The organism is Jeotgalicoccus meleagridis (assembly GCF_903994045.1).
GTDB classification, from domain to species: domain Bacteria; phylum Bacillota; class Bacilli; order Staphylococcales; family Salinicoccaceae; genus Jeotgalicoccus; species Jeotgalicoccus meleagridis.
The window spans coordinates 135076-155550 of record NZ_CAJEWD010000007.1; the positions used below are offsets into that span (position 1 = coordinate 135076).

Genomic DNA, 20475 nt, shown 5'->3' on the forward strand with positions numbered 1-20475 from the left:
TTCGGTTTAAAGTTTAAAAAATTACTGACCACTGTGTAACCAATGGTCAGTTGGTTGGAGATTATTGTAAGTTTATAATTCCTGTTTGAGTTCCAAAAATTCCTGATTGAACTTGTAATTGCTTAGTCTGGCTATCTACAACACCTTGAGTTACATCATAGACGATAAGAGCATCACGTGATGAACCAGGGTTTAATTTTTCTGCAAGCAATCCAAGATTATCAGGACTGATTGCTTGGTTAGCATAAGTAGAAGCAACGCTGTCAGGTTCGTATACTGTTTCACCATCTACAATTTTGAAATATTCACTCATCATCATGATAGCTTCATTTTGATTGTTCGTGACAGTTACGTCTAAAACAAGATAAGTGTCATTTGCATTAGATGTCATTACATCACCAACTGAATCTTGTTGTGTGACACCGTGAACTGTAAAGTCTAGGTCGTCAACTGTTAAAGTATCTCCAATTCCCACTGTTTCAACAGCTTCATCTTCTTCAACGACTTCTTCATCTTCTGATGCACTTTCTTCTTGCTCGCCGCTTTCAGTTTCCACTTCTTCTTCAACATCCTCAGCAGGTTCTGTCTTTTCAACTTCCGTTGTTTCTGATTGGTCAGTTTCTTCAGTTGATTTTTGTTCAGACGTTTGTTCAGTTGTTGATTGGTCTGCACTTGTGTTTGTAGCAGTATTGGTATTTTCCGTACCACTTTGGGCACCTAAATTAAATACAACAGCTAATGTGATTACACCAGTGACCACCCATTTAGCAGTTTTGTTCCAGTCTGCATGTCTCCACATTAAATAAAGACCGACTGGAAAGAAGATAATAAGGAATAGAATTATAAACCAATTCCTTTTACGCAACGGCACTTTCTCTTTCTCAGACATAACACAATCCTCCTATGATTCTAATATATGTAAATTTACTCTATAAATAATAGGGCAACGCCCTAATTACTTATCCTTATTCTGTTTATACTTCAAGAATTCAATTTTCTCATTAATCTCACGGATCAATTCTTTCTTTACATCATCTGGTAGACTGTCAAACGCTTCTTTATCCTTAAACATGAAGGCATCGAAGTCGTCTGATGTTTCGTTGTGTTTTGGTTCTCTTCCTAATAACTCATCTACAGAACAGTTAAGTGCATCAGCCAAACTAATTAAATCTTCATCGTTAGGTTTAGTATATCCACGTTCCCAATTAGATATCACTTGAGAAGATGTACCAACTTTATCAGCCAGTTCTTTTTGATATAAATTATTCAGTTTTCTAATACGTTTTATATTGTTTGAGACAGCCATAACGGACTCCTCCTATCCGTTACCATAATATCAGTTAATAACGGTTTTTGTTACCTTAATAACGAAATTGGATATTTTTATATATAAAAGTGTTGAAATTAACGGAAGTGGTTAGTATAGTGTAATTAACGGATAGCGTTAGTGTAGGTGATATAACATGATTAATCAAAATATCAAGACTATCCGACAATCCAAAGGACTTACTCAAAAGTTTGTCGCTCAACAACTATGAATGTCGCCGATGTAATATTACAGAATTGAGAATGGTTTAACTAAAGTAGATGCTAATATTCTACCGAAGTTAGCAGAAGAATTAGGAGTTAAGCCAGCTATTTTTTTTAAAGACTCACTAACGGAAATGGTTAGCGAAACGAAAGAGGTGAAATAATTGAACGACTTATCTGTAGAAGTTAAGGCAAAAGAAATTCATGAAAAATCAACAAGCAATAAATCAACAAGTGCTACAACTTATAAAGTACAATCTGGTGATACGCTATCAGGTATTGCTCAGAAGTTCGGAACAACTACAAAGGCATTACAGAACTTAAATGGCATCAGTAATCCTAATAAGATTTTTGCAGGACAAGTATTAAAAGTGAAAGGCACTACTAAAGCAAAAACAAGTACCTATACAGTCAAACCTGGGGATACCTTGAGTGGGATTGCTAGTAAGTATGGTACAACCACAAAAGCGTTACAGAACTTAAATGGTATCGCCAATCCTAACTTAATCTATGCGGGGCAAAAAATTGATTGTGAGTGGAAAAGCTAAATCAACACCAAAATATCACACAGTTAAATCAGGCGATACAGTCAGTGGATTAGCTGTGAAGTATGGATCAACTCAAAAGCAAATTGTAAGCTGGAACAAGTTAGCATCTGCGGATAAGATTTATGTAGGACAGAAGTTAAGAGTGAAGTAAAAACATCATAAACAAGTGATTTACTACAAACAATATAGTGATTTAACAATCCCCTCAAACAGTTACTGGAATGGCTGTAAGAGGGGTTGTACATAAAAAAGAGCCACCCGAATCGTCATCAAATTAGTTTGACATATTATAAAAAGGGTATTATATTATTAACAATGGCAGAATGCCCGTTTTAACAATAGAATTGTCGAAGAGATTCTAAGCGTATGTTAAGTACGTGACATCTATTGGGCTCCCTTTGTTGGGAGCTTTTTTAAATTATGATAAATATTTTAGAAACTTAACCATCTCACAGCAGGTGGTTTTTTTAAATAAATTTTAGTTTTCTTCTAGTAGAGAATGTAATTCTTCAAGTAATTCATCTCTATAGTTATTAATTTTTAAAGTAGTAAGTTCTTTTTTAGAATTAACAATATTTTTATATTTAATATTGAATAAATGATTTAATATTGATTTCCTTGACACAGAATGTATTATTTTATGTTTTCTAAATACAGGATACTTTTTATAAAAAGTTATATTTTTTAATGCTATTTCTTTTTCTTTTTCAATTTTTATTTTTCTTCTATAAAAATTTGTATAATTAAATTTAAGTTCTTCCTTCATATTCAATTTACAATCTTTAAAATTTTTATACTCTCTTATGGTCATATTCAAATTCAGTCTTCTACGTAAATCTTTATAACCAAACATTCTCATACTACGTCTTTTTATAGGTCTTCTTAAAATTTGTCTTGTATTTTCTAATAGAATCTTGGTCTCTTTTGGACTTAGAAATGCTTTTTCTTTACATATTTTCATATAAATTATTTTAGGATCTATTCCATCTATATACCATTCTTTAATGATTGGCTCTATATAAGAAAAATATCCTCTTAATCCAAATTTTCCTAATGTCTCTTTGGCTATTAAAGTATGTAATATCAGATGTTCAAAAAGATCACAATATACCAATCTGTCTTTTGTTTGATATTTAAAAGGGTACTTATTCACTCTAATGAAATTAATATTAGATAAGTTCTCAAACTTGTTTTCGTCTATATGGTGACAGTATAAACCCTCTTGAGTTCTAGAATACTTTCTTTTTGTAATGGATTTTATTTCACCTCTAAGGAATCGTTCATATGATTGTTCACTATAATAATCAACTGTAGCAGGTCCGTATTTCGATAGTAGATATTGTACTGCTTCTGTATATGTTAATTCCAACAATGACAGGTACTCATTTAACTTATCTGAGTAATTTTCTAGATCGGTATTTTTATGAGATAATTCCATTATAATTCACCTTCTTATCATTATTTAATTCAGTATATCATCTTTACAGGTCAAACATACGTTCGATATAATTATCTTGTGAGGTGATTATATGGACTATCGTGAGCTTCCACAATCTGAGCTAAACAGTAACATCCCACAAGGTCGAGGCATGATTAAATGGGCACCGTTTGCCACCATGCCCGAGCAATATGAGAATGTGGATAAGATGATTGAGGCACAACTACACGTGCCAGAGCCATGCTTAACAGAGGACTTACTACAAGCATTAGAGTTAAAGTTGCGTGAGTTAATCGACTGTAATGTTGTATTACGTTACTGGAGTGGTGGTTATGAGCACCAGATCGAGTGCAAGATAGAGCATATAGACAACTGGAGTAGAGTAGTCACGGTGTCTAAAGGCGTTAGCTTGGTATACGTAGAGTTTAAGCATATATTTGAGGTTAGGGAGTATGATTGGATATAAAAATAGGACTTACATTCGCCTACTATGTGGCGAACATAAGCCCGGATAATTATTCGCTAAAATCATACGTAAACAATTCGTCGTCACTACGCTTGAAATCTACGCCCGGTACGATCACATCAACGGATTCTACCTCGCTAGGCTCCACGTTCTTTAAGTAGAAGGACACCGTACCCTCCGTCTTAGTATCGCTCACTAAGTCCCATTCGGGAAGGTTCGATACATCTCGGTCAAACTCGACCTGTGTGCCGTCATTAGTGACGATGATAGTACGCTCTAATGGAACCATTCGGCGCTCCTTGACTGTATTCTCTACGGCATACTCTACGTCTATGAGCGTGCCGTGAGCGAACTCTGAACGCTCAATGTCCATTACCTTTATAATGACGTCGCTCATCTCAAATGTCCGGATAGCGGTATTATTAACTGCGTCCGACAGCTCTTTACTTATCTCATTGGCGACATCACTAGCGACTGCAATCGGATTGCTCTTACGTCTCTCCGCCAATGACGGCCCTACTTCGAATTGGTGGCGTTCGGAGTTGTCAACTTCGGTCTCAGCGACCTCTTCCGTTTCATTTTCAATCCTTTCGGCAATATCGGCAGGAGTTTCTTCGGTATTAAACTTGCGAGAATATTCTTCTACGTCAACGTTAAACTCTTCGGCCTCTTCCGCTCTCATATTCTTCCACGCTTCTAAATACGCATCCGCATCGGATACCTCAGCGACTTCTCCGTTAGGTAAAGTAACCGTTTCTTTATCGTCTGAACATGCGGTAAGTATCGTTGTGAGCGCCAATGTGGCGATCAATATTCGTTTCATTTAACATATTCTCCTTTTATATCAAGACCTGCCTACTCAGACAGGTCTTTTATATGTTTGTTGTAGTATTCAGACAGTTTTTCAGCAGTTTCTAATGCCATGCGATCTATACTTCTTTCACCATCTCGATACTTTCCTAATAGTTGTTGACTAACACCAGTAGATTTACTAATTTTATATCCCGTGACTAAATTGTTTTCCCAAGCATTAAATAAATCTTCAATATCTTGTCTTAATGACATGTGTATCACCCTTTATTTCATGATTAAAACGATGAGTAAGATAACTTGGAGTATCAAGTTAATAATCATTAGTGTGCGTAATACATTGTCTTTTTCATTTGTCATATTATCCACTCCTTTGTATAATATGAGTAAGAGGGGCAGACAAACTGCCCGTTACTCTGTTTACTTGAAGAGCGCTACAATGATTGAGATTAGTGAGATTATGATTTGGAGTATCATCAACACTATTGTCATTTCGTTGTGTCGCTCTTCTTTTCCTTTTCGAAGTCGATTCAAGTTTTCACCCCTTCCTTAACTTCTATATATAGTATACCGTGGTTTAGTATATGTGTATAGTGATATCGTGAAATTACGTCGATTTTATCGAATTCTTTAAAATTCGTTTATATGAGCGAATGTGGTATTATAAACACATAAGGGACTTGCTCCCAGTAAAAACATTTTTGGAGGTTCTTCCATTATTCAAAAGGCTTAAAGCTAAAAAAGCATAGTGCAGATATAACTATGCTCAGACTGTTTTGGGAGTTTACAGTTCTGTCTGCAACTGTGAGTGTGTTGAATTTTGGTCCCGGTAGGTGACAACCTTCCTATCCACACTCTTTTTTATTTCCAACAAAATATACAAAAATAGCGTTCATGAAAAGAGCCACCTGGGAAGAGGTGGCTTAATTATTAAAACCGACTATATAATAGAAGAAACTATTCAAAAATAAATGTTCATGTCAATATTATGTCAATCTAGCCTCAGAAACATTGATATGATGGGAAAGCACAATCCCTCCCGGACGCTAACTAAATTGAATGAGTTTGAAGAGAAAAAGACTTGTTCTCGCCGAAATCCTTGTAGATAAGGATTTCGGTTTTTTTGTTATTTGTAGAAGAATAATAGAAATTTGTTATACGATAGAATTAAAGCACAAAATATATTAGAGGGTGGAGGGATTTTGGTGAAAACTGCAAAATTGTCAGATATACGTAAAAGAAATGCAAAACGAAGAGAACGAGGTCTGCAAGCAGCCAAACGTGTCAATCCTAACTACTTTCCAGGAATGCGTTCATTCGACAGACCTCGTAAAAATCCAGAGAAACAAAGAATTCTTGAAGAGATGCGAGAGCGTGAATATGAATTAAAACGTAAATAAAGCTGATTTATATAATATTGATGATAATGAAAAATATAGAGCACTTTTGATAGCTATGGCATATAGCATGTAGTATTATAAAAAGTTATAATTGTTCTAATAAAAAATGTAATTCGTCTAGCAATTCATCTCTTAAGTCATTGATTTTTAAAGAGTTAAGTTCTTTTTTTGAAGAAACAATATTTTTATATTTAAGATTGAACAACATACTTAATATTGATTTTCTAGATACAGAATGTATAATCTTATGTTTCCTAAAAAGAGGGTACTGATTGTAAAAGATATTATTTTTAATTACTAGCTCTTTTTCTTTTTTTATTAATTCTCTTCTTTTTAGCAATTTTATATGAATAAATTTTAGTTCATTCTTCATATTTTGTTTTTTAACTTTGAAATTGTTGTATTCTTTTATATTCATATTTAAATTTAATCTTCTGTGAAGATCTTTATAACCAAACACTCTCATTTGACGTCTTTTGTCAGCTTTCTTTATAATTTGATCTATATTATACAATATGATTTTAGTTTCTTTTGAACTTAAGAATGCTTTTACTTTACAAGTTTTCATCCATTCTTTTTCAGGCTCTAAGTCATCTATATACCAATCTTCAATTATTGGTTTTATATAAAATTTATACCCTCTTAATCCAAGTTTCCCTAGCGTTTCTTTTGCAATTAAAGCGTGTAGTATCAAATGTTCAAATAAATCACAATAGACTAACCTGTCTTTTTTTTGATATTTAAAAGGATACTTATTCACTTTAATGAATTTGATATTAGACAGATTCTCGAACTTATCTTCACCTATATGGTGACAGAATAAACCTTCATTAGTTCTTGAAAACTTTCCTTTTGTAATAGATTTGATTTCTCTTTTTAAGAACCTTTCATACGACTTTTCACTGAAATAGTCACTATTAGCAAGTCCATATTTATTTAGTAGATACTGAACTACTTGTGAGTACGAGAGGTTAAGCAGGGACATATAACCATTTAATTTTTCAGAGTTATTATTTATAGGTAAATTTTTCATAACATTTCTCCTTCTATCATTACTAAAATAACTCTACCATCTTATATAAAAGACTTTTCACTCAGAATAATTCCTAATATTTTCAAGATAGTTTTTCGATAGCTTCTCAGCGTTCTTGAAAGTGTGATTATCTATTTTTCTTTTCCCATTTCTAAGTCAGTAATATTTGACTGACTCATTCCAGTTTCTTTATGTATTTTTTAAGCGTTGATGGTACTCTCTAATTATTTTTCATTTTTTCTCAAGCTTTAACACCTCAATCATTTTCTGATCAGATATGTTGTCACAATAATTATTGCTATTCCTATCAATCCTACAAAAAATTCTTTCCTATTTGTTTTTGATACTTTCATAGTAAATTTCATTGATTTAGACTCCTATAGTATTTTTCAAGTTTAATACCAGTGACAATTCGTAGGTTTTCCACTTTAATTTTGCCACACTTCAGTTGTGATAACTGATGTTGTGAAACACCTGTCTCTTTACTGACTTTATAAGCTGTAATGACATTGTTATTCATTAAATCAATTAAATTTTTGATGGATTCTATCATGCGGTCAACTCCTTTTTTAAAAAAGATAATGGTACAAATATTATTAGTATTATATAATTTTTCATTCAATTTTATGTTTCAATTTATATGTTTTTGTAAACAGGTATTTGAAATTTCGTGATTGTAATAAAAATGAAAATCAAAAATTATTGTTAGTTATTAAAAATCCATATATTCTGAAAAATATTACTCATTTTTTTACGTCTTTTCCTTAAAAAAAGCATTGTTATTTTTCACGATTTGAGAGCAAAGAGGATTGTACTGTTCTTATCCCTTGAGCTAGTTGACTTCTTCCATAATATAAGTAAAAAGACACGACTCTATGCAATCGATTACAACGTATAGATGAAATTCCTTCATACAAAACTTACTGGAATTAAATAGAAAATATTTGTCTAAAGTGTGAACGCATCCTGTTCTACAGTGAAAATTTTATTAGAAATTCTAAAATAATTTTTGATATAGTTTTTAACAGACTAATAAATTTCATTTGAAGTACCGTAATAACAGGATAGTAATTTCTTGTTTTTATGTATTTTGCAAAATTGTTACGTCAAAATATATAGGAATAGGAAGTAATAAGCATGGATTCACATTTAAAAGTAGGTCATCCAAATTTCATGGCAGCTATTTTAATGATTGGGACTTTTATCGGTTTATTCGGTGAAACAGCATTAAACATGGCATTGACCAATATCATGGATGATTTTTCAGTTAGCGCAAGTATAGGACAATGGTTAACTACCGGATATTTACTAGTGTTAGCAATTCTCGTACCCTTATCATCATATTTAGTCCGTTGGTTTACAACGCGTCAACTCGTATCAGGAGCACTTATCGTATCAATAGTCGGAGCACTGATTGCAGCGATTGCACCAAGTTTTTCAGTCTTATTAATTGGCCGTTTAATTCAAGCAATCGGCACAGGGGTCTTTTTACCACTGATGTTTAGTGTTGTACTCATGATTTTCCCTATGCATAAACGTGGAGCAGTGATGGGGATCGTCGGTTTAGTCATTACAGCAGGACCGGCATTAGGACCAACTTTAAGTGGTTTAATTATCAGTGCATCAAGCTGGAATTTTATCTTCGTCGTTATGATGATTTTAAATCTAATTTTATTAATACTCGGTGCACCAAAAATGGAAAATGTATCGAATATTACTAAACCAAAAATTGATATATTATCACTAATTTTATCTACAGTCGCATTCGGAGGTATTGTTTACGCACTTGCAACATTGGCAGAACTTCCTTTATCAGATTGGTCGGTATGGGTGCCTTTTGCAGCAGGCATACTTGCCTTAATATTATTTACAGTTCGTCAGTTTAAGATGGATGAACCGATGATTAATTTGACTGTTTTTAAATATCCAATGTTTGCAGTTGGAACAATTTTAATGTTCGCGACCTTATTTATAATTTTATCTGTAGCAATACTCATTCCACTTTACTTTAAGAGTGTATTAGCTTACACAGCCATCGTTGCTGGACTCTTAATGCTACCAGCCAACTTTTTAAACATCGTCATGTCACCTGTTGTAGGATCGAGTTTTGATAAAGTAGGCGCGCGTGTCTTTACTCGTCTCGGATTCACACTAATTACAATTGCTGCGATTATTTTAATTATGATTATTTCAGCATCCACACCAGTGTGGCAGGTGGTTGCAGCGCTATGTATCTTATTTGTCGGTGTATCAATGACAATTATGCCTGCACAGACCAATGCAATGAATCAACTACCACCACAATTGTATGCAGATGGCTCTGCAGCTATGAATACATTGACTCAAGTAGCAGGCGCAGCAGGCACAGCAGTCGCAATTACATTGTTTACTGCCGGACAGAATAAATATATACAAGAATTTGGTGCAGAAGTCCCTGCTGATTTTTTAGCAGGTGGAATCAACTTTGCATTTTATGCAGTATTGATCACCGGTATTGTTGGATTAATTATTTCACTTTTTATTAAGAATAGTAGACCGTTGGTTAAATAGTGGTTATAAAACGTCTCTTAAGTTGGTATTAAGTCCAACTTGAGAGGCGTTTTTAATTATAAAGAGATATTCTTCTTCTTTACCGTATAGGGTATTATGGTTAGAATTAATTTATCATTAGGGAGGAATGTTATGGATAATTTTATTAAAAAAATAAAAGAGAAAATCGATTCGGTTGATGAGACTATATTCATAGCTATTTCTGGTCATGGGGCAGCAGGTAAAACTTCATTTGCTCAAAAATTATGTGAAGAATTGAAAGAGCCATATAATTATTTGAACACTGATTCATACATTATAGAGGGTAAGTATCTTCACAATACCTTGGCGAGTTACAAAGTAGATGGTCAGGTATCTCAATATAAAATTACTGCTTGTATGCCTATACGTCATGAGTTAGCCAGCCTAGAAAGGGATATACAGCTACTGAGAAATGGTGATGATCTTATTACGATAGATAAGCCATGGGATCCTCAAAAAATTTTAAAAGGGAGAAGGAAGATAACTATTGTAGAAGGAATGTCTGTTGCTTTCCTAGAGCCATTTGATTTCGATTTATCAATATACATTTATACGGATTCAGAAACTGAACTTCGACGTCGAAAAATTAGGGATATTGGTGATCGTGGCAGAGATTTAAATACTTTAATCGCTGCTCAGGAACATAGGCGTCACCAATATGATTTGTTTATGCACCCTCTAAAAGATAAATTTGAGAATATAATTGATTACTCTGATGATGTATTTAGAGTTATTAAATAAGACCCTTAGGTATCAGGTTATACTGAAGGGTCTTATATCTTATTCCACAGAATAACGATCATTTAATTTTTCTGTATGAGCCTTGAACACTTCTTCTAAAGAAATGTCGTATTTATTCGCAATCACAGCGACGTTACCTAGCACATCTCCGAGTTCTCCTATAAGTTCTTCGCGGTTATTATTATAGGTTTCTTCTCTTTCATCTGGTCTATCTCGTCCGATTTCTAAAGCGCGAATGGCTCTAGCAACTTCGCCAGTTTCTTCTGCAAGAAAACCGATTCTGACAAAAATATCTAAATCAGACCATCCTCTTTGTTTATAATATTCTCTCACCCAGTCTTGAAATTCACTCGCATTCATAAAAATTCCTCCCACACAATAGTCGGTCTTATTATAACAATGGAAAAACTAATCGTATAGACGATAAAATGCTCAAAAAAGTAATGATATTTTTATCTTTACTTATCGAACGTATGTTCTATATAATTATGACTAAGAGGTGATGACATGGGGGATAATTATAGTGATTTAGATTACCGTAAATTGCCAGCTGATCAATTAAACAATAATATCCCTGAAGGTCGTGGCATGATTAAGTGGGCCCCGTTCGCAACCATGCCGGAGCAGTTTGAGAATATTAATCATATGATTGAGTCGCAGAGTCATCTAGCTGAACCTTACTTAACAGAGGACTTACTTCAGGAATTAGAATTGAAATTACGGGAACTGCTCAACTGTAATGTAATTTTACGATATTGGCATGATGGATATGAGCATCAGATTGAATGCAGAATTGAGCATATCGATAATTGGAGTAGGGTAGTGACGGTATCTAAGAGTGTGCATTTAATACATGTTGAATTTGGTCACATATACAGTGTAGATAAGTATGATTATTTGCCTTAAAGGTGATGGTGAGTTAAAGCCTACCTCTGCTAACAGCCACCTATTAGTTTCCGACTTACATTAAATGGGTAAGTTTAAAGTAAGTCAAAGACAAACTAGAAGGTGATTGATTATGAAAAAATCTCGTAAAATATCGAAATTGAAAGAGAAAAAAGCAGATATAAAAAATGTGAAGATGGATAAGGCTTTAGGTCAAGCTTGGTTTAGAACGGACGCGGAGGATGGAAATAAAAGAAGGTATTTCTTAGAACGTCGTTGGGGTAAAGGCAGTAAGGTGCTTGGTGTCATTCTCATGCACCCAAGTGATGCTGATGCAGCAATCTTAGATCAGTCAACCAACAAGGTAGGGCTTTTTGCCGTGAATTCTGATGACTACGATGCCATGTATGTCATCAATCTTTCTCCTATATTTGTGAAGGACTCTAAATCACTCATCAAGATGGATGAAGAGCATTTTGATGACACGGATTATAAGGATCAAAAGAAAGCATTTAAGACAGTATTCAATAGTGCGGATGATATCGTCCTTGCCTGGGGTGAAGTCGGCCAAAGGTTGTTCGATAAAAAGATAAAAGACGATAAAGATTTTTCTAAGCTGTTTAAGAAGCATTTAAAAGAAAAACAATTCCTCATTTCCGATGCGAATGATAGTGAAAATAACCCTCGGTTCCCTTACCATCCAGCAAGTCATGGTGATATGTCGTTTATCAACGGCAATGATTTTGTCAAAGAATGGCTAGAATAAAACTGTAGTGAACCCCTTAAAAATTTCATTTTAAGGGGTTTTATTATGTAAGAAAATTAATAAACACTTCGTTTTCTAAATAAACATGGTATAATATTTACATTATATTGTAAATGAGGGAAAGAAGTGTTAGTTTTATTTCTGTTTTTAGCTTTCATGTGTTTCGTAGTTTCTTATCTTGTATTTAGCTTTTATCTTCACGCTAAATATACAGATAAAGAAGCTTATATGGAAAAAGGTCAGCTGGTAGATGATAAGAAAACCATGCTAGGCGCCTTTATTTTCTGTATTAGTTTTAGTATTATTTTCCTGTTAATAATTACCATGGTTTCATCTACTGTAGGGATGCAAGATTTCTGGGTGGCAATTGTACTTTACCTCTTAGTGTCCTACATTACGAGTCTGCTCACTGCAAGACAGCAAAAGAAAAAATATCAACGCAATGATTTTAAGAGATTGAATCGTAATAGTCTAATTCTCCTAATCATTACTTTTATATTTTTTGGTGTGACAGATGATTCGATTGAAACTTCCTCAAGTGAATCCACTGCAGGTGAAGCGGTGGAGCAAACAGAAGAAGTGGATGAAGAAGAGACTGATCAAGCAGCTATAGAGAAAGAAAAAAAAGCTGAAGAAAAAGCGGCGGCTGAGAGGGAAAAAGAAGCTGAAGCTGAAAAGGAAAAGGCTGAACAAGAGCAAGCGGCTAAAGAACAGGCAGCCAAAGAAAAAGCGGAGAAAGAAAAACAAGAACGCATCGCTCAAGAGAAGAAAGAAAAAGAGCAGGCGGAAAAAGAGAAAGCCGAGAAAGAACGTTTAGAGAAAGAAAAGGCTGAACAAGAAAAAGCTGAAAAAGCGAAGGCTGAAGAGGAAGCTAAACAGAGTGGGCTCATACCGGTCACTCTATACAGGGTAGTCGATGGAGATACGGTTGATGTTTTCGATGAAAATGGGGAAGTCATTAAATTAAGATTACTCTTAATTGATACACCTGAAACTGTTCATCCAAGAAAACCTGTTGAACCATTTGGTCCTGAAGCATCTGCGAGATTGACTGAATTACTTAACTCCGGTGAACAGCTGTCTATAGAATATGATGACGGTGCTAAAACCGATCACTACGATCGACATTTAGTATATTTATACGTTGGAGATACTAGTGTTCATGAGGTTTTACTTGAAGAAGGACTTGCAAGAGTCGGCTATATTTACGAACAGCAAAGATATCTAGATGACTTTAGAGCAAAAGAGCAAATTGCTAAAGACCAGCAAATTGGAATTTGGTCATTACCTGGATATGTGAATGAAGCAGGAGAGGGCTTTAATTCTGAGAGTGAAACAGAATCGACGGTTGAGAATGAAAGTTCTACTTCTAACAACAGTCAAACTAGCGGTAGTGGTGAAGTGAACACAGCTCCAGGGGGCGTAGAATTCTTTAATAACTGTACTGAATTAAACGCAGTATATCCTGATGGTGTTTCAAGTGCTCATGCTGCTTATCAAAGTAAAATGGATAGAGATAAAGACAACTGGGCTTGTGAAAAATAAATCCTAAAAAATTCGAGACCGTTTATCTACAATATTTTGTAGACGAGCGGTCTCATCTTTCTGAAAGCTTGAAAATATTATATAATCAAAATTACATATATATACATCTAGAATAGAGGAGAATTATGCTAAGACCAATACTTTACATATTAGCAATTGTGATTGCTAACTTTATTACAGCTTATTTTGCACCACTTGTATTAGGGATTTTTATCATTCCGTGGGGAACAGTTTTCGTTGGACTGACTTTTGTATTTAGAGACCTAGTTCAACTTCAATATGGTAGACGAAAAACCTACTATATTATTGCGGTCGGTTTAGGTATATCCGTACTTATGTCAATCTTCTACGGAGACATGCTACCGATTACGATCGCCTCAAGCTTATCGTTTATTTTATCAGAAGTAGTGGATACAGAGATTTTTACAAGATTTAAATTGGGATTTTATAACAGAATTATGTTATCCGGTGTTCTAGGCGGACTCGTCGATAGCATCGTCTTTATAATCATTGGATTGTCTCCATTATTTACAGGCATTTTGACTTGGGAACAAGTTCCTTATGCAATGCTCGGCCAGCTTGTATTTAAAGTCCTATCCCAGTTGATTACACTATTTGTCATTCACTTTGGATTTAGAAAAATTAAAGAAGAAGCGGATGAAAAGTTGAGTTATTCGTAGGGGTTTGGATAGGTTAAAATTATTTTGAAGAAATTTAAGAGTTAAGTTCTATATTTCCCTGTCCAAACAGTTTTTGGTCAGGGAATTTTTATGAAATGAACATGATGAGGATTTTACCTGGACTTCGTTCGACGCTTATTGTCCTGATAAGCGTTTACCAGGACTTCGTTCAGCGCTCATTGTCTTGATAAGCGTTTACATGGACTTCGTTCAGTTCTCATTGTCCTGATAAGCGTTTATCTGGACTTCGTTCAGCGCTCATTGTCTTGATAAGCGTTTACATGGACATCGTTCAGTTCTCATTGTCCTGATAAGCGTTTATCTGGACTTCGTTCAGCGCTCATTGTCTTGATAAGCGTTTACATGGACTTCGTTCAGTTCTCATTGTCCTGATAAGCGTTTATCTGGACTTCGTTTGACGCTCATTGAACCGATAGCGCGTTATCAGGACATCGTTCAGTTCTCATTGTCCTGATAAATTTTTTAACCTGGATAAACTGGACCCCATATACTGGACATCGAGTGCCTGAATTTCAAAATTAATGGACATCCAGTCCTTCATCCGTTTTACTTAAGGACACAGATGAACTTTTCCATCAAAAATACGGACTCCGGAGGACAATGAGCAACTCTCATTGAACTGCCAGCACTCCCGGAGGACGATGAGCACTTCTCATTGAACCGCCAGCGTCCCCGGAGGACAATGAGCACTTCTCATTGAACTGCCAGCACTCTCGGAGGACAATGAGCAACTCTCATTGAACCGCCAGCGTTCCCGGAGGACGATGAGCACTCCACATTGAACCGCCAGCCTCCTTCAATCAACCAACCCACCAACCCCCACAACAATGTGACTTTTTTTCATATAAATGTTATTCTAAATAGCTCGAAAGGTATTATAGATTGTGTTAATATATCTTTTATCTTGATATGAATTAAAGTGCGAAAAACACACGAAACATACACATACAAAATCACAAAACAAATACAAAAACACATTGATTTAACTAAGAGGAGACTTACCATGAATAAATTTGATGAACAAATTTTAGTCGTAGATAGAGATAGTCTATTCAATAATGAAGAAAACACTTTTAACGGCTTTATTTCAAAGGATGACACTCGTTACCAGGAAATTGTGAAAACTTTTAAAGATTTCCAAGTGAAGCGCCGTGGTGATATGGAGGAAGATCCTTCTTTTAAGCAGTTAATTAGCTACTGCATTATCGCTAATGGTGATGAGACTTTGGTCTACAAACGCTTAGAGGGTGGCGGTGAACAGAGACTGCATGGTCTTTTATCAATCGGCATCGGTGGCCATATGAATGATGTTGTAGATGAAAAGACTATAGAGGATAAACTTCGCATCAACGCTTTAAGGGAGTTAAACGAAGAGGTTGGCCTAGATGAAGCAGATGTGGAAGGTTTTGGCATTCATGGTTTAATCAATGATGATAACAATGAAGTGGGTAAAGTTCACATTGGTCTTGTTCTAAAGGTTGAAGTGGATAAGGATAAGATTGTGAATAAGGAAGAAGATACGATTGAATTGACATGGGCGAAAAATGATCTGTTATCAACCATGTCTCCTTTTGAATCTTGGAGTGAATTGATTATTCGTGATGCATATGGACAATAAAGTTTCTTCTCACAGACGCTTTATTGCTAAGATGGAGCGAGACTTAAAGTCTTATTATGATGAGGCGGATAGCAAAAGTTTTGTAAAGACTTACAACACTTATACCAATTTGTCCCAGCCATCTGACTACATTGAAGAGCTCTACTATGAATCATTACTTGATTTAGACGAGTCCCAAAAGATAGTAGAACATGCTCTAAAAAGAATGAATCAAGGTCTAGGCGATTATGAAATGCACACAAATTTTTTACTAGAAGCATTAAACAGTGCAGGGCGTCATGCTGAAGTTCTTGAATTTTCTGAGCAGCTTTTAAGAGAGGACATTCCTCACGAGTTTCGCTTTGGCATTCAGCAACATAGAGTGCGAGCAGAGGAGAGTATACACAGCTTCATTAACAATCCTGAACAAAGAATCAAGGTCACTAAAGAAGACTTCCAGAATTTTGATTTTCTAGATAAGATGACTTTTTTAGAAGATATCACGGAACTAGTGGATCTTTCATATAAAGACCTTATTTTACAGGAGATAAAAGATGAGAATGAGCCCTTAGTCTACACACAGATGTTGCTCTATTTAAGAAGCATCAATTATAAAGGTTCACTTGAAATCACCAAACTCGGGGAAACGATGACCGTCCAACCTTCACAACTGCCTGAGCTCGATAAGTTTTACTTAGTCAGTGATGTACTACCTATTTTAATGGATATTTTAGATGCGACGAACCCTTCATTAAAAGATGAAGCTGAAATTATGCTCTATGGTCATTTACTCTATATCTATCCATTTAAGCCTGATTTTTCGAACGAGGACATTGCAGATGCTTATGCACATTATTTGCAAGATTTAATCGGTCAAAGTTATGATAAAAACAATCATCACGAAATCAGAGCATGGATTGAAAAAATTGATAAAACCATGATTGAAAACGAACAGTAAAACCTAAGATTTGAAACCATATAAGGATATGTTATAATATATTGGTTAATTGAAAAAAACGACTTGATGGAGGAAATTTAATTATGTCTCAAACATGGGAAAAACAAGAAGGTAATGAAGGAATTTTAACAATTACTATTCCAAGTGAAGAGTTAGACACTGCACTAGATGCAGCATTTAAAAAAGTATCTAAGGATGTTTCACTTCCTGGATTCAGAAAAGGTAAAGTACCACGTCAAATGTTCGAAAAACGTTTTGGTGTTGAATCACTATACCAAGATGCTTTAGATATTCTTTTACCTGAAAACTATGCTAAAGCAATTGAAGAAGCTGACATTAACCCAGTTGCACAACCAAGTGTTGATGTTGAGCAAATTGAAAAAGGTAAAGACGTTATCCTTAAAGCAACTGTAACAGTTGAACCTGAAGTTAAATTAGGTGAATACAAAGGTCTTGAAGGTGAAGAAATCGACAGAGACGTAACAGACGAAGAAATCGATCACCAAATCGACCACATTACAACTGAGTACTCTGACCTTGTAGTTAAAGAAGAAGGTACTGTTGAAAACGGTGATATCGCAACAATTGATTTCCACGGTTTTGTAGACGGTGAAGCTTTCGAAGGTGGTCACGCACATGACTACGAGCTAGAAATCGGTTCTGACTCATTCATCCCTGGTTTTGAAGAACAAATGGTCGGCATGGAAATTGGCGAAGAGAAAGACGTTAACGTCACTTTCCCTGAAGAATACCACGCTGAAGAACTTGCTGGTAAAGAAGCAGTCTTCCAAGTTAAAGTGAGCGCACTTAAACAAAAAGAAACACCTGAACTAACTGACGAGTTCGTCTCAGAACTTGAAGGTTATGAAGCGAACACTGTTGATGAGCTTAAAGCTGAATTAGCTGAGCAAATCAAAAAACAAAAAGAAGAAAACTACGAAGTTGCACTTAAAGAAAGCTTAGTATCACAAGCAGCAGACAATGCTGAAATCGATGTACCAGATGCTATGGTTGATACAGAAACTGACCGTATGCTACAAGAGTTTGAAGCAAACTTATCTCAACAAGGTCTTAACCTTGAGCTGTACACTCAATTATCTGGTCAAGACGAGAACGCTCTTCGTGACCAAATGAAAGAAGATGCACTTAAACGTGTACGCACAAACTTAACATTGAGACAAATCGCTGACGAAGAAAATATCGAAGTTACAGACGAAGACGTTGACAATGAAGTGAACCGTTTAGCTGAACAATTCGGCATGCCAGCTGAAGATGTGAAAAAAGCTTTAGGCGATGCTACAATGATTAAAGAAGACGTTAAATTACAAAAAGCATTAGATTTACTAGTTGATAACCGTAAACAAGCTGAATAAGCTTAAATGACTTTTAGTATATAAATGTAGAAGCTCTGCACTTGTGGGTGTAGAGCTTTTCATCCATATGCAAGTCAATTGATTTAGGGTAACTTTTCTAGTATATTTACTTGGAACTATAGAATGAGGTGTATATAAATGTTTAAATTTAACGAAGACGATACGGATCTTACTTGCTCATTCTGCGGTAAGGACCAAGAACAGGTCAAAAAGTTAATTGCTGGTAGTGGTGTTTACATTTGTAACGAGTGTATTGAGCTCTGCTACGAAATCATACAAGAAGAACTAAAAATGGACGATACTCAAGTATTCGATTATATTCCTAGACCACAGGAAATTCTTGAATCTCTAGATGAGTATGTCATCGGTCAAACAAATGCTAAACGTGCATTGAGTGTAGCGGTGTATAACCACTACAAACGTATTAATAATATTGGAAATGACAATGAAGACAACGTAGAAATTGCCAAATCTAATATTGCTTTAATCGGACCAACAGGGTCTGGTAAAACATTACTCGCTCAAACACTTGCACGTACACTAAACGTGCCATTTGCAATTGCTGATGCAACAAGTCTAACTGAAGCGGGCTACGTTGGTGATGACGTTGAGAACATTCTTCTCCGTCTAATTCAAGCAGCTGACTTTGATGTAGAAAAAGCAGAACAAGGTATTATTTACGTAGACGAAATCGATAAAATTGCGCGTAAGAGCGAAAACACATCGATTACAAGAGATGTATCTGGTGAAGGGGTTCAACAAGCACTCTTAAAAATTCTTGAAGGTACAACTGCAAGTGTGCCACCACAAGGTGGACGTAAGCACCCTAACCAAGAATCGATTCAAATCGACACAACAAATATTCTCTTTATCTTAGGTGGAGCCTTTGACGGTATGGAAGATATCATCAAACGTCGCCTAGGTGAAAAAATCATCGGCTTTGGTGGTTCAGGCCAAGACTTCTCTGACAAAGATGAGTTAATGTCTAAAGTTAGACCAGATGACCTTCAGTCTTATGGTTTAATTCCTGAGTTCATCGGACGTGTGCCGATTATCTCTAACTTAGAAGAGCTAGATGTTGATGCTTTAAAATCTATTCTTACAGAACCAAAAAATGCCCTTGTTAAACAGTACAAGCGCATGATGGATATCGATGATGTAGAATTAGAATTTGAAGAAGATTCACTCGATGCCATTGCAGAACTTGCTATTGAACGTAAGACTGGTGCACGTGGCCTTCGTTCAATCATAGAAGAGCGCATGGTGGACATCATGTTCAGAGTGCCATCAAATGAAGATATTAAGAAAGTCGTTATTACTCGTGAGACAATCATTGATGAAAAAGAACCATTGATCTTTGACTCTGAAGGTAAAGAAATTAAAGACGATAAAAAAAGTGCATAAATTTTAAGGCTGTCGCTAAGACGGCCTTTTTTAAGAGGAAGTGACTATGTGAAAATTAATCCAAGTAATGTTGATATCATTATTTCAGCAGTATCCAAAGAACAATATCCTGAAACAGGGCTAAAAGAAGTCGCTTTATCCGGACGTTCTAACGTCGGTAAATCATCATTCATCAACGCTATCTGTGGCAGAAAAGGTGTGGCACGTATTTCATCCAAGCCCGGTAAGACGATCACTTTAAATTTTTATAATGCAGATAATAAGTTTGTCTTCGTCGATGTACCAGGTTACGGTTACGCTAAACAATCAAAAACTGAGCGTGAAAAATGGGGCGCTATGATCGAAGGCTATCTGACAAAAAGAGAAAGTTTAAGCTGTGTTGTTCAACTGGTTGACCTCCGTCATCCACCGACACAAGATGATATTATGATGTATGATTTTCTGAAATACTACGAATTACCAGTCATCGTAGTCGCAACAAAATCAGATAAGGTACCAAGAACCAAGATTCAAAAGCATATCAACGTAATCAAAAGAGACTTAGAAATGGAAAGTGAAGACCAAATTATTCCATTTTCTTCAGTGGATAAGCAAAAACTACCCGAAATTATGACAGCTTTAGAAAACTTTATCTAGATAGCTTGAAATTGTCCTAGATAAGAATTAGTCTAAAGTATGAGACTTATAAAGTGTTAAAGAGTGTTGAGGG

22 protein-coding genes and 1 pseudogene are annotated in these 20475 nt (G+C 35.3%); 15 read left to right on the forward strand and 8 right to left on the reverse strand.

The features are described from left to right. Window positions 1-61: 61 nt before the first annotated feature. Entirely contained in the window at window positions 62-889 is an 828-nt protein-coding gene (locus tag JEOSCH030_RS05475; RefSeq protein ID WP_235962227.1) for a DUF4352 domain-containing protein, read from the reverse strand. Window positions 890-955: 66 nt separating this feature from the next. After that, window positions 956-1306 carry a helix-turn-helix domain-containing protein gene (locus JEOSCH030_RS05480; protein ID WP_185125622.1) on the reverse strand — a complete coding sequence of 117 codons (351 nt, stop codon included), beginning with the start codon at window positions 1304-1306 and terminating at the stop codon, window positions 956-958. A 388-nt stretch (window positions 1307-1694) separates the two neighbouring features. Between JEOSCH030_RS05480 and JEOSCH030_RS05485 the strand changes: the two genes are divergently transcribed. Further along, complete coding sequence (locus JEOSCH030_RS05485; protein WP_185125623.1) at window positions 1695-2078, forward strand: LysM peptidoglycan-binding domain-containing protein; 384 nt, start codon at window positions 1695-1697, stop codon at window positions 2076-2078. Next, entirely contained in the window at window positions 2062-2229 is a 168-nt protein-coding gene (locus JEOSCH030_RS05490; RefSeq protein ID WP_407929466.1) for a LysM peptidoglycan-binding domain-containing protein, read from the forward strand. The genes JEOSCH030_RS05485 and JEOSCH030_RS05490 overlap by 17 nt, the downstream gene beginning before the upstream one ends. Window positions 2230-2556: 327 nt before the next feature. Here the strand turns inward: JEOSCH030_RS05490 and JEOSCH030_RS10790 are convergent, their stop codons facing one another. After that, window positions 2557-3516, reverse strand: a complete 960-nt coding sequence (locus JEOSCH030_RS10790; RefSeq protein ID WP_208454282.1) for a hypothetical protein — start codon at window positions 3514-3516, stop codon at window positions 2557-2559. A gap of 91 nt (window positions 3517-3607) precedes the next feature. Between JEOSCH030_RS10790 and JEOSCH030_RS05500 the strand changes: the two genes are divergently transcribed. Further along, on the forward strand, window positions 3608-3982 hold the full coding sequence (locus tag JEOSCH030_RS05500) for a YolD-like family protein (RefSeq protein ID WP_185125625.1): 375 nt from the start codon (window positions 3608-3610) through the stop codon (window positions 3980-3982). 49 nt (window positions 3983-4031) lie between these two features. Here the strand turns inward: JEOSCH030_RS05500 and JEOSCH030_RS05505 are convergent, their stop codons facing one another. Both JEOSCH030_RS05505 and JEOSCH030_RS05510 read right to left on the reverse strand, forming a co-directional pair. Continuing rightward, complete coding sequence (locus JEOSCH030_RS05505) at window positions 4032-4805, reverse strand: hypothetical protein (protein ID WP_185125626.1); 774 nt, start codon at window positions 4803-4805, stop codon at window positions 4032-4034. Between the two features lie 32 nt (window positions 4806-4837). Then, entirely contained in the window at window positions 4838-5047 is a 210-nt protein-coding gene (locus JEOSCH030_RS05510; protein WP_185125627.1) for a helix-turn-helix transcriptional regulator, read from the reverse strand. A 950-nt stretch (window positions 5048-5997) separates the two neighbouring features. Between JEOSCH030_RS05510 and JEOSCH030_RS05515 the strand changes: the two genes are divergently transcribed. Then, the gene (locus JEOSCH030_RS05515) at window positions 5998-6192 is read left to right on the forward strand and encodes a hypothetical protein (protein WP_185125628.1); all 195 of its coding nucleotides are present in this window, start codon (window positions 5998-6000) and stop codon (window positions 6190-6192) included. A 487-nt stretch (window positions 6193-6679) separates the two neighbouring features. Here the strand turns inward: JEOSCH030_RS05515 and JEOSCH030_RS10950 are convergent. Further along, window positions 6680-7225, reverse strand: a pseudogene (locus JEOSCH030_RS10950) (hypothetical protein); the annotation flags it as partial. 361 nt (window positions 7226-7586) lie between these two features. Continuing rightward, window positions 7587-7778 carry a hypothetical protein gene (locus tag JEOSCH030_RS05525; protein ID WP_185125629.1) on the reverse strand — a complete coding sequence of 64 codons (192 nt, stop codon included), beginning with the start codon at window positions 7776-7778 and terminating at the stop codon, window positions 7587-7589. A 584-nt stretch (window positions 7779-8362) separates the two neighbouring features. Between JEOSCH030_RS05525 and JEOSCH030_RS05530 the strand changes: the two genes are divergently transcribed. Continuing rightward, window positions 8363-9775, forward strand: a complete 1413-nt coding sequence (locus JEOSCH030_RS05530; RefSeq protein ID WP_185125630.1) for a DHA2 family efflux MFS transporter permease subunit — start codon at window positions 8363-8365, stop codon at window positions 9773-9775. A gap of 132 nt (window positions 9776-9907) precedes the next feature. Continuing rightward, entirely contained in the window at window positions 9908-10537 is a 630-nt protein-coding gene (locus tag JEOSCH030_RS05535) for a phosphoribulokinase (RefSeq protein ID WP_185125631.1), read from the forward strand. A gap of 39 nt (window positions 10538-10576) precedes the next feature. Here JEOSCH030_RS05535 and JEOSCH030_RS05540 read toward each other — a convergent pair whose 3' ends face one another. Then, entirely contained in the window at window positions 10577-10897 is a 321-nt protein-coding gene (locus JEOSCH030_RS05540; protein WP_185125632.1) for a MazG nucleotide pyrophosphohydrolase domain-containing protein, read from the reverse strand. A gap of 147 nt (window positions 10898-11044) precedes the next feature. On the opposite strand from JEOSCH030_RS05540, the gene JEOSCH030_RS05545 reads away from it, so the two are divergent. The 9 genes from JEOSCH030_RS05545 to yihA all read left to right on the forward strand — a co-directional run bounded on the left by JEOSCH030_RS05545 (window position 11045) and on the right by yihA (window position 20402). After that, window positions 11045-11443 carry a YolD-like family protein gene (locus JEOSCH030_RS05545; RefSeq protein WP_185125633.1) on the forward strand — a complete coding sequence of 133 codons (399 nt, stop codon included), beginning with the start codon at window positions 11045-11047 and terminating at the stop codon, window positions 11441-11443. A gap of 112 nt (window positions 11444-11555) precedes the next feature. Then, complete coding sequence (locus tag JEOSCH030_RS05550) at window positions 11556-12188, forward strand: DUF1643 domain-containing protein (protein ID WP_185125634.1); 633 nt, start codon at window positions 11556-11558, stop codon at window positions 12186-12188. A 126-nt stretch (window positions 12189-12314) separates the two neighbouring features. Continuing rightward, window positions 12315-13733 (forward strand): thermonuclease family protein, encoded by a 1419-nt coding sequence (locus tag JEOSCH030_RS05555; protein ID WP_185125635.1) that lies wholly within the window; start codon window positions 12315-12317, stop codon window positions 13731-13733. Between the two features lie 125 nt (window positions 13734-13858). Then, window positions 13859-14413 carry a VUT family protein gene (locus JEOSCH030_RS05560; protein ID WP_185125636.1) on the forward strand — a complete coding sequence of 185 codons (555 nt, stop codon included), beginning with the start codon at window positions 13859-13861 and terminating at the stop codon, window positions 14411-14413. A gap of 1024 nt (window positions 14414-15437) precedes the next feature. After that, on the forward strand, window positions 15438-16052 hold the full coding sequence (locus JEOSCH030_RS05565) for an NUDIX domain-containing protein (RefSeq protein ID WP_185125637.1): 615 nt from the start codon (window positions 15438-15440) through the stop codon (window positions 16050-16052). Further along, on the forward strand, window positions 16042-16989 hold the full coding sequence (locus JEOSCH030_RS05570; protein ID WP_185125638.1) for a hypothetical protein: 948 nt from the start codon (window positions 16042-16044) through the stop codon (window positions 16987-16989). The genes JEOSCH030_RS05565 and JEOSCH030_RS05570 overlap by 11 nt, the downstream gene beginning before the upstream one ends. An 83-nt stretch (window positions 16990-17072) precedes the next feature. Further along, the gene (gene tig, locus JEOSCH030_RS05575; protein ID WP_185125639.1) at window positions 17073-18362 is read left to right on the forward strand and encodes a trigger factor; all 1290 of its coding nucleotides are present in this window, start codon (window positions 17073-17075) and stop codon (window positions 18360-18362) included. A 138-nt stretch (window positions 18363-18500) separates the two neighbouring features. Continuing rightward, window positions 18501-19766, forward strand: coding sequence for an ATP-dependent Clp protease ATP-binding subunit ClpX (gene clpX / locus JEOSCH030_RS05580; RefSeq protein ID WP_185125640.1), 1266 nt, complete (start codon window positions 18501-18503; stop codon window positions 19764-19766). 48 nt (window positions 19767-19814) lie between these two features. Further along, entirely contained in the window at window positions 19815-20402 is a 588-nt protein-coding gene (gene yihA / locus JEOSCH030_RS05585) for a ribosome biogenesis GTP-binding protein YihA/YsxC (RefSeq protein WP_185125641.1), read from the forward strand. The last annotated feature ends 73 nt before the right edge of the window (window positions 20403-20475 follow it).

Excerpts from the sequence above, each read along its gene's own strand:
- JEOSCH030_RS05475 (WP_235962227.1), bottom strand. The coding sequence starts at position 889 with ATGTCTGAGAAAGAGAAAGTGCCGTTGCGTAAAAGGAATTGGTTTATA.
- JEOSCH030_RS05525 (WP_185125629.1), bottom strand. The coding sequence starts at position 7,778 with ATGATAGAATCCATCAAAAATTTAATTGATTTAATGAATAACAATGTC.
- JEOSCH030_RS05550 (WP_185125634.1), top strand. The coding sequence starts at position 11,556 with ATGAAAAAATCTCGTAAAATATCGAAATTGAAAGAGAAAAAAGCAGAT.
- JEOSCH030_RS05480 (WP_185125622.1), bottom strand. The coding sequence starts at position 1,306 with ATGGCTGTCTCAAACAATATAAAACGTATTAGAAAACTGAATAATTTA.
- JEOSCH030_RS05565 (WP_185125637.1), top strand. The coding sequence starts at position 15,438 with ATGAATAAATTTGATGAACAAATTTTAGTCGTAGATAGAGATAGTCTA.
- JEOSCH030_RS05570 (WP_185125638.1), top strand. The coding sequence starts at position 16,042 with ATGGACAATAAAGTTTCTTCTCACAGACGCTTTATTGCTAAGATGGAG.
- JEOSCH030_RS05500 (WP_185125625.1), top strand. The coding sequence starts at position 3,608 with ATGGACTATCGTGAGCTTCCACAATCTGAGCTAAACAGTAACATCCCA.
- JEOSCH030_RS05505 (WP_185125626.1), bottom strand. The coding sequence starts at position 4,805 with ATGAAACGAATATTGATCGCCACATTGGCGCTCACAACGATACTTACC.
- JEOSCH030_RS05510 (WP_185125627.1), bottom strand. The coding sequence starts at position 5,047 with ATGTCATTAAGACAAGATATTGAAGATTTATTTAATGCTTGGGAAAAC.
- clpX (WP_185125640.1), top strand. The coding sequence starts at position 18,501 with ATGTTTAAATTTAACGAAGACGATACGGATCTTACTTGCTCATTCTGC.
- JEOSCH030_RS05535 (WP_185125631.1), top strand. The coding sequence starts at position 9,908 with ATGGATAATTTTATTAAAAAAATAAAAGAGAAAATCGATTCGGTTGAT.
- JEOSCH030_RS05530 (WP_185125630.1), top strand. The coding sequence starts at position 8,363 with ATGGATTCACATTTAAAAGTAGGTCATCCAAATTTCATGGCAGCTATT.
- JEOSCH030_RS10790 (WP_208454282.1), bottom strand. The coding sequence starts at position 3,516 with ATGGAATTATCTCATAAAAATACCGATCTAGAAAATTACTCAGATAAG.
- tig (WP_185125639.1), top strand. The coding sequence starts at position 17,073 with ATGTCTCAAACATGGGAAAAACAAGAAGGTAATGAAGGAATTTTAACA.
- JEOSCH030_RS05545 (WP_185125633.1), top strand. The coding sequence starts at position 11,045 with ATGGGGGATAATTATAGTGATTTAGATTACCGTAAATTGCCAGCTGAT.
- JEOSCH030_RS05560 (WP_185125636.1), top strand. The coding sequence starts at position 13,859 with ATGCTAAGACCAATACTTTACATATTAGCAATTGTGATTGCTAACTTT.
- JEOSCH030_RS05540 (WP_185125632.1), bottom strand. The coding sequence starts at position 10,897 with ATGAATGCGAGTGAATTTCAAGACTGGGTGAGAGAATATTATAAACAA.